Source organism: Nocardioides sp., assembly GCF_034670285.1.
Classification (GTDB): Bacteria; Actinomycetota; Actinomycetes; order Propionibacteriales; family Nocardioidaceae; genus Nocardioides.
The window spans coordinates 1-6,505 of sequence record NZ_JAXMNS010000207.1 but is presented as its reverse complement, the minus strand read 5'-3'; the positions used below and the strand labels follow the sequence as shown (position 1 = coordinate 6,505).

At 71.9% G+C, this 6,505-nt stretch carries 5 protein-coding genes; all 5 read left to right on the top strand.

Features of this window, described 5'->3' with window-relative positions:
* Nucleotides 1-931: serine/threonine-protein phosphatase (locus VOI19_RS11540; RefSeq protein ID WP_323793108.1), on the top strand; the 931-nt coding region annotated here is incomplete at its 5' end.
* Nucleotides 932-938: 7 nt separating this feature from the next.
* Nucleotides 939-2,351, top strand: coding sequence for an FtsW/RodA/SpoVE family cell cycle protein (locus tag VOI19_RS11535; RefSeq protein WP_323793107.1), 1,413 nt, complete (start codon nucleotides 939-941; stop codon nucleotides 2,349-2,351).
* Entirely contained in the window at nucleotides 2,348-3,808 is a 1,461-nt protein-coding gene (locus VOI19_RS11530; protein ID WP_323793106.1) for a penicillin-binding protein 2, read from the top strand. Before VOI19_RS11535 ends, VOI19_RS11530 begins: the two co-directional genes overlap by 4 nt.
* Nucleotides 3,809-3,827: 19 nt before the next feature.
* Complete coding sequence (locus tag VOI19_RS11525; RefSeq protein WP_323793105.1) at nucleotides 3,828-5,354, top strand: protein kinase domain-containing protein; 1,527 nt, start codon at nucleotides 3,828-3,830, stop codon at nucleotides 5,352-5,354.
* A gap of 22 nt (nucleotides 5,355-5,376) precedes the next feature.
* On the top strand, nucleotides 5,377-6,505 hold a 1,129-nt coding region (gene pknB, locus VOI19_RS11520), incomplete at its 3' end, for a Stk1 family PASTA domain-containing Ser/Thr kinase (RefSeq protein WP_323793104.1).

Below are 6,505 nucleotides of genomic sequence, written 5' to 3'. Positions count from 1 at the left end.
CTTCCGCGACGGCGAGCCCTCCCAGCTCACCACCGACCACACGTTCGTGCAGAGCCTCATCGACGACGGCCGCATCACCGAGGCCGAGGCGCGCGTGCACCCGCACCGCAACCTCATCCTCAAGGCCCTCGACGGCATCCACGAGGCCGAGCCCGACCTGTTCGCCCTCCAGCTGACCCCCGGCGACCGGCTGCTGCTCTGCAGCGACGGCGCGTGCGGCGTGCTCGAGGACGGCCGCCTCGCCGACATCCTCTCGATGGGCACCCCCGACTTCGCCGCCGTCGAGCTGGTGCGCGCCAGCCTGGAGGCCGGCAGCTCCGACAACGTCACCTGCATCGTGGCCGACGTGCTCAGCCCCGAGCAGGTCGCGGCTGAACCGGCCTTCGCCGAGCTCGAGCCCCTCATCGTCGGCGCCGCCGCCGAGCTCAAGCGCCGCCTGCCGCGGGCCCTCTTCCGCGGCCACCGCTCGGGCGACACCGGCGAGCTCGAGCCGATCGACGCCGAGATTCTCGACCTCCCCTTCGCCGTCGCCAGCGACCCGTTGCCGGTCGACCCCGAGACCGCTCGCTACGCGCCCCGTCCGCCCCAGCGCTACACCTGGGTGCGACGCCTCGCGGTGCTGGCGATCGTCGCGGGCCTGCTCTGGATCGGCGCGACCGCCGCCTGGACCTGGGCGCAGACGCAGTACTACGTCGGCGAGCAGGAAGGCCGCGTGGTCATCTTCCGCGGCATTGACGCCTCGGTAGCCGGCTTCGACCTCTCGGAGCCGATCGTCATCACCGACGTGCAGCTCGAGCAGCTCTCGGACTTCGACCGCGGCCGGGTCGGCGCGACCATCGACGTCGACGACCTCGCCGACGGCCGCGACAAGGTCGAGGAGATCGCTGCCAACCGGGTCGCCCCCGAAGAGCCCGACGGGACCACCGGGTGATCCCCCGATGAGCCTGATGACGCCCAGCTCGACGCTGATGGGTTTCGTCCACCGCCGTCGGCGGGGGGCGGAGCTGTTCCTGCTCATCCTCGCCCTCGCGGTCGGGGTGGGCGGCTACGCCGCGGTCGGCATCGGCGTCGACGGCTCCGTGCCGACCGACCTCATCGGGTACGGCGGCTGGCTGGCCGCGCTCGTCGTCGCTGCCCACATCGTCATCCGGCTCGTGGCGCCGTACGCCGACCCGGTGCTGCTGCCGCTCGTCGCGGCGCTCAACGGCCTCGGGCTCGCCGTCATCCACCGCATCGACCTCGGCTACGCCGCGCGCGGCAAGGAGACCGACTTCGCCCAGCAGCAGCTGGTGTGGATGACCCTGGGTGTCCTGCTCTTCATCGGTGCGCTCACGATCCTGCGTGACCACCGGGTGCTGGCTCGGTTCACCTACACGATCGGCTTCGGCGCCATCGCCCTGCTCCTGCTGCCGATGGTGCCCGGCATCGGACGCACCATCAACGGCGCGCGCATCTGGATCAACATCGGCCCCTTCAGCCTCCAGCCGGGCGAGGTCGCCAAGGTGATGCTGGTCGTCGCCTTCGCCGGCTACCTCGTGCTCCACCGCGACGCCCTCGCGCTGGCCGGCAAGCGGGTGCTCTTCGTAGACCTCCCCCGCGGCCGCGACCTCGGCCCGATCCTCGTCATGTGGCTGCTCAGCCTCGGCGTGCTCGTCTTCCAGCGCGACCTCGGCTCCAGCCTGCTCTTCTTCGGCCTCTTCCTGGTGATGCTCTACGTCGCCACCGAGCGCCCCGGCTGGATCGTCGTCGGTACGACGCTCTTCGCCGCCGGCGCACTCGGGGCCTGGAAGACCGCCAGCCACGTGCAGGACCGGGTCGACATCTGGCTGCACCCGATGGAGTACTACCGCGCCCAGGTGCCGCCGTACTCCGACCAGATCGTCGAGGCGGAGTTCGGCATGGGCTGGGGCGGGCTGATCGGCCGCGGCTTCGGCGAGGGCGACCCGACGCGGGTCACCTACGCCGAGAGCGACTTCATCATCGCCGCCATCGGCGAGGAGCTCGGACTGACCGCGGTCATCGCCGTCCTGCTCTGCTACGGCCTGATCGTCGAGCGGGCGCTGCGCGTCGCGCTCATCTCGCGCGACTCCTTCGGCAAGCTGATGGCCACCGGACTCGCGAGCGTGTTCGCCGTGCAGGTCTTCGTCGTCATCGGCGGCGTCACCCGCCTGATCCCGCTCACCGGGCTCACCACGCCGTTCCTGTCGTACGGCGGGTCCTCGCTCGTGGCCAACTGGGTGATCATCGCCCTGCTCCTGCGCATCTCCGACCAGGCCCGCCGCCCGGTGCCCGACCTCTCCACCGAGGAGGAGTCGAGCGACGACGAGTCCACGCAGGTGATCAAACTATGAATCGGCCTATCCGCACCGTCGCGGTGTTCTGCCTCGTGCTGTTCCTCGCCCTGATGGCCAACGCGACCTACCTCCAGTTCTGGCGCGCCGGCGCGCTCGACGAGGACCCGCGCAACCAGCGGGTCCAGCAGGCGTCGTACTCCAGCGAGCGCGGCGCGATCCTGGTCGGCCGGACGCCGGTGGCCCAGAGCACGCCGTCCGACGACCGTTTCGAGTACCAGCGCGAGTACCCCCAGCCGCTGATGTACGCCCCGCTCACCGGCTACTTCACGTTCGGCGACTCCACCGGTCTGGAGTCGTCGCAGAACGCCGTGCTGTCGGGCGAGGACCCGCAGTTCTTCGTGCGCAACCTTGTCGACCTCGTCAGCAACGAGCAGCAGAGCGGCGGCAGCGTCGAGCTCACCATCAATGCCAAGGCCCAGCGCGCCGCCTTCGACGGTCTCAACGCCCTCGGTGAGGGCGTCGAGGGCTCGGTCGTGGCCCTCGAGCCCGACACCGGCAAGATCCTCGCGATGGTCTCGCTGCCGACCTTCGACCCCAACGACCTCGCCTCGCACGACTTCGGAGCCGTCGGCGACGCCTACGACGCCCTCGACGCCGACGACGGCGACCCGCTGCTCAACCGGGCGATCCAGACGCGGATCTTCCCGGGCTCGACGTTCAAGGTCATCACCGCCGCCGCGGCGCTGGAGTCGGGCAAGTACGACTCCGCCGACTCCCTCGTGCCGGGTGGCGCGACCTTCCAGCTGCCGCAGACCAGCGGCGAGAGCGGTGTCATCGACAACGAGGGTCGCAACTGCGGCAGCGGCGAGATCACGCTGCGCCTCGCCATGGAGCAGTCGTGCAACACCACCTTCGCCCAGCTCGCGATCGAGGTGGGCGCCGAGGCGATGCTCGAGACGGCCGAGAAGTTCGGCTTCAACTCCGACTACCTCGAGGACCTCAACGGCCAGGCGCGCTCGGTCTTCCCCGGCAAGCTGTCGCCCCCCGAGCTCGGCCAGGCCGGCTTCGGCCAGTTCGACGTGCAGGCGACACCGCTGCAGATGGCGATGGTCTCGGCGGCGATCGCCAACGCCGGCGTCGTGATGCGTCCCTACGTCGTCTCCGAGGTGCAGTCGCCCGACTACGACGCACGCAACGCCGAGCCCGAAGAGCTGAGCGAGGCGATCAGCCCGCAGACCGCCGACGTGCTGGCCGACCTGATGGTATCCACCGTCGACAACGGCACCGCCTCGCCGGCCGCCATCCCCAACATCGCGGTGGGCGGCAAGACCGGCACGGCCCAGCGCGGCATCGAGGGCGCTGCGCCCTACGCGTGGTTCATCTCGTTCGCGCCGGCCACCGACTCCAAGGTTGCGGTGGCCGTCATGATCGAGGAGGCCCCCGGTCGGGAGATCGCCGGCGGAGCACTCGGCGGTCCGATCGCGAAGGCCGTGATGGAGGCGATCATCTCGTGACGACGACAGGGGAGACACGATGACCCAGACGCCCGAGCCCACCTTCGCCGACGACGCACGGCGCTACCGCCTTGACTCCCGCATCGCCACCGGCGGCATGGGCGAGGTCTGGCGCGGCACCGACACGGTGCTCGGCCGCCTCGTGGCCGTCAAGCTGCTCAAGGCGGAGTACGCCGACGACCCGGTCTTCCGCAGCCGCTTCGAGACCGAGGCCCGGCACGCTGCCGCGCTCCACCACCCCGGCATCGCGAGCGTCTTCGACGTCGGCGAGCGCGCCGGTGACGCTGCCCGAGGCGACGAGCACCCGCGTCCCTACCTCGTGATGGAGCTCGTCGAGGGCCAGCCGCTCTCCGCCCTGCTGTCGAAGGGCCGCGACCTCGACCCCGACGCCGTGCGCGACCTGATGGCGCAGGTCGGTGACGCCCTCGGCGCCGCCCACCGGGCCCAGATCATCCACCGCGACGTGAAGCCCGCCAACCTGATCGTGACGCCTGACGGCAAGGTCAAGGTCACCGACTTCGGCATCGCCCGCGCTGCCGACGGCGCCCAGATCACCCGCACCGGCGCCGTGATGGGCACCCCGCAGTACCTCTCCCCCGAGCAGGCCGAAGGTCGCCCCGCGACGATCGCCTCCGACGTCTACTCCCTCGGGGTCGTCACCTTCGAGTGCCTGGCCGGACGCCGTCCGTTCGAGTCCGACTCCCCCGTCGCCACCGCCCTGGCCCACATTCGCGAGCCGATCCCCGCCCTGCCCGCGAGCGTGCCCGCCGACCTCGCCGGCGTCGTGCGCACGGCGCTGGCCAAGGACCCCGGCGAGCGGTACGCCGACGGGGCCGCCTTCGCCGCCGCACTGCGCAACCCCAGCACCGCCGTCGTCCCGACACCGCCCCGCGTCGTGCCGGTCGCCAAGCCGGAGCCCGACGAGCCCCGCACCCAGGTGATGGGCGTGCCGGGGCCGATGGCCGTTCCCGCCACCGGCCCCACCACTGGCCCCATCACCGGCCCGCTGCCCACCCACACCAGCGCGACCACGGTTCCTCAGCAGAGCGCCGTCGGTCCGATCGTGGCTGCGGTCGTGCTGCTCGTCGCCCTGGCCGTCGTCGTCACGCTGCTGCTCACGGGCGGCGACGACGACGACAACGAGACGCCCGGCGCCGTCGACACCGAGCCCACGCCGACCGCGACGGAGTCGGCGTCCGAGGAGCCCAGCGAGGAGCCCAGCGCCACCCCGACCGAGGACACCTCGATCACCCTCGACGAGGGTGACTACGTCGGACGACAGGTCGACGACGTCGAGTCCGACCTGCGCGGCCGCGACCTGCGGGTCCAGCGCTCGGAGCAGGCGAACGACGACCCCGAGCGCGACGGCGAGGTCATCGCGATCGACCCCGAGGGCGACGTGGAGCCCAACGACGTGATCACGGTGAGCTACTACGGCCCCGCGCCGGAGCCGACCCCCACGCCGACCCCGACGCCCACGCCCACGCCCACCCCCACCCCGACGGCGGACCCGGGCCCGAGCCTCCCGTCGCTGTCCAACCAGTAGTCCCCAGGAAGAGCTGACACAGATGAACGACGCAGGCACACCGCGTCCCACCTTGATCGGTGGGCGCTACGAGCTCGGCGAGCTGCTGGGCCGTGGCGGAATGGCCGAGGTCCGCAAGGGCACCGACTCACGACTCGGTCGGATCGTCGCCGTCAAGAGACTTCGCACCGACCTCGCCAGCGACGCCACCTTCCAGGCACGGTTCCGCCGCGAGGCCCAGTCGTCGGCCTCGCTCAACCACCCGGCGATCGTGGCGGTCTACGACACCGGCGAGGAGCCGGCCGAGGACGGCTCGGGCGTCGCCCAGCCCTACATCGTGATGGAGCACGTCGCCGGGCGCACCCTGCGCGACATCCTGCGCGAGGGGCGCAAGATCCTCCCCGAGCGTGCCCTGGAGATCACCAGCGGCGTGCTCTCGGCCCTCGACTACAGCCACCGCGCCGGCATCATCCACCGCGACATCAAGCCCGGCAACGTGATGCTCACCCCCACCGGCGACGTGAAGGTGATGGACTTCGGCATCGCCCGGGCGATCAGCGACGCCGCCAACTCGATGACGCAGACGGCGGCCGTCGTCGGCACGGCGCAGTACCTCTCCCCCGAGCAGGCGCGCGGCGAGACCGTCGACTCGCGCTCGGACGTCTACTCCGCCGGCTGCCTGCTCTACGAGCTCCTCACCGGACGCCCGCCCTTCGTGGGCGACAGCCCCGTGGCCGTGGCCTACCAGCACGTGCGCGAGCCGGCGGCGCCGCCGTCCGACCACGACAACGACCTGCCGCCCGCGATCGACGCGATCGTGATGAAGGCGCTCGCCAAGCGCCTCGAGGACCGCTACCAGTCGGCCGGCGCGATGCGGGCCGACATCGAGCGCTACCTGGCCGGGCGCCCCGTCGAGGCCGCCGCAGCCGCGCCGCTGCCCGCCAAGGCGGCTCCGCCGGCCGACGGTCCGACCCGCGTGGCCGCTCCCGTCGCCGCCACGGCCCCGCTGCGCCCCGAGCCCGCGATCCTGCCGTCGGTGGACGACGAGCCGCCGCCCCGCACGGGCCTGTGGGTGCTGCTGGGGCTGCTCGTGATCGCGCTGCTCGCGGCGGGCTACCTGCTGGTCCAGGACTCGCTGTTCCCCGACTCCCCCGAGCAGGTGCAGGTGCCGA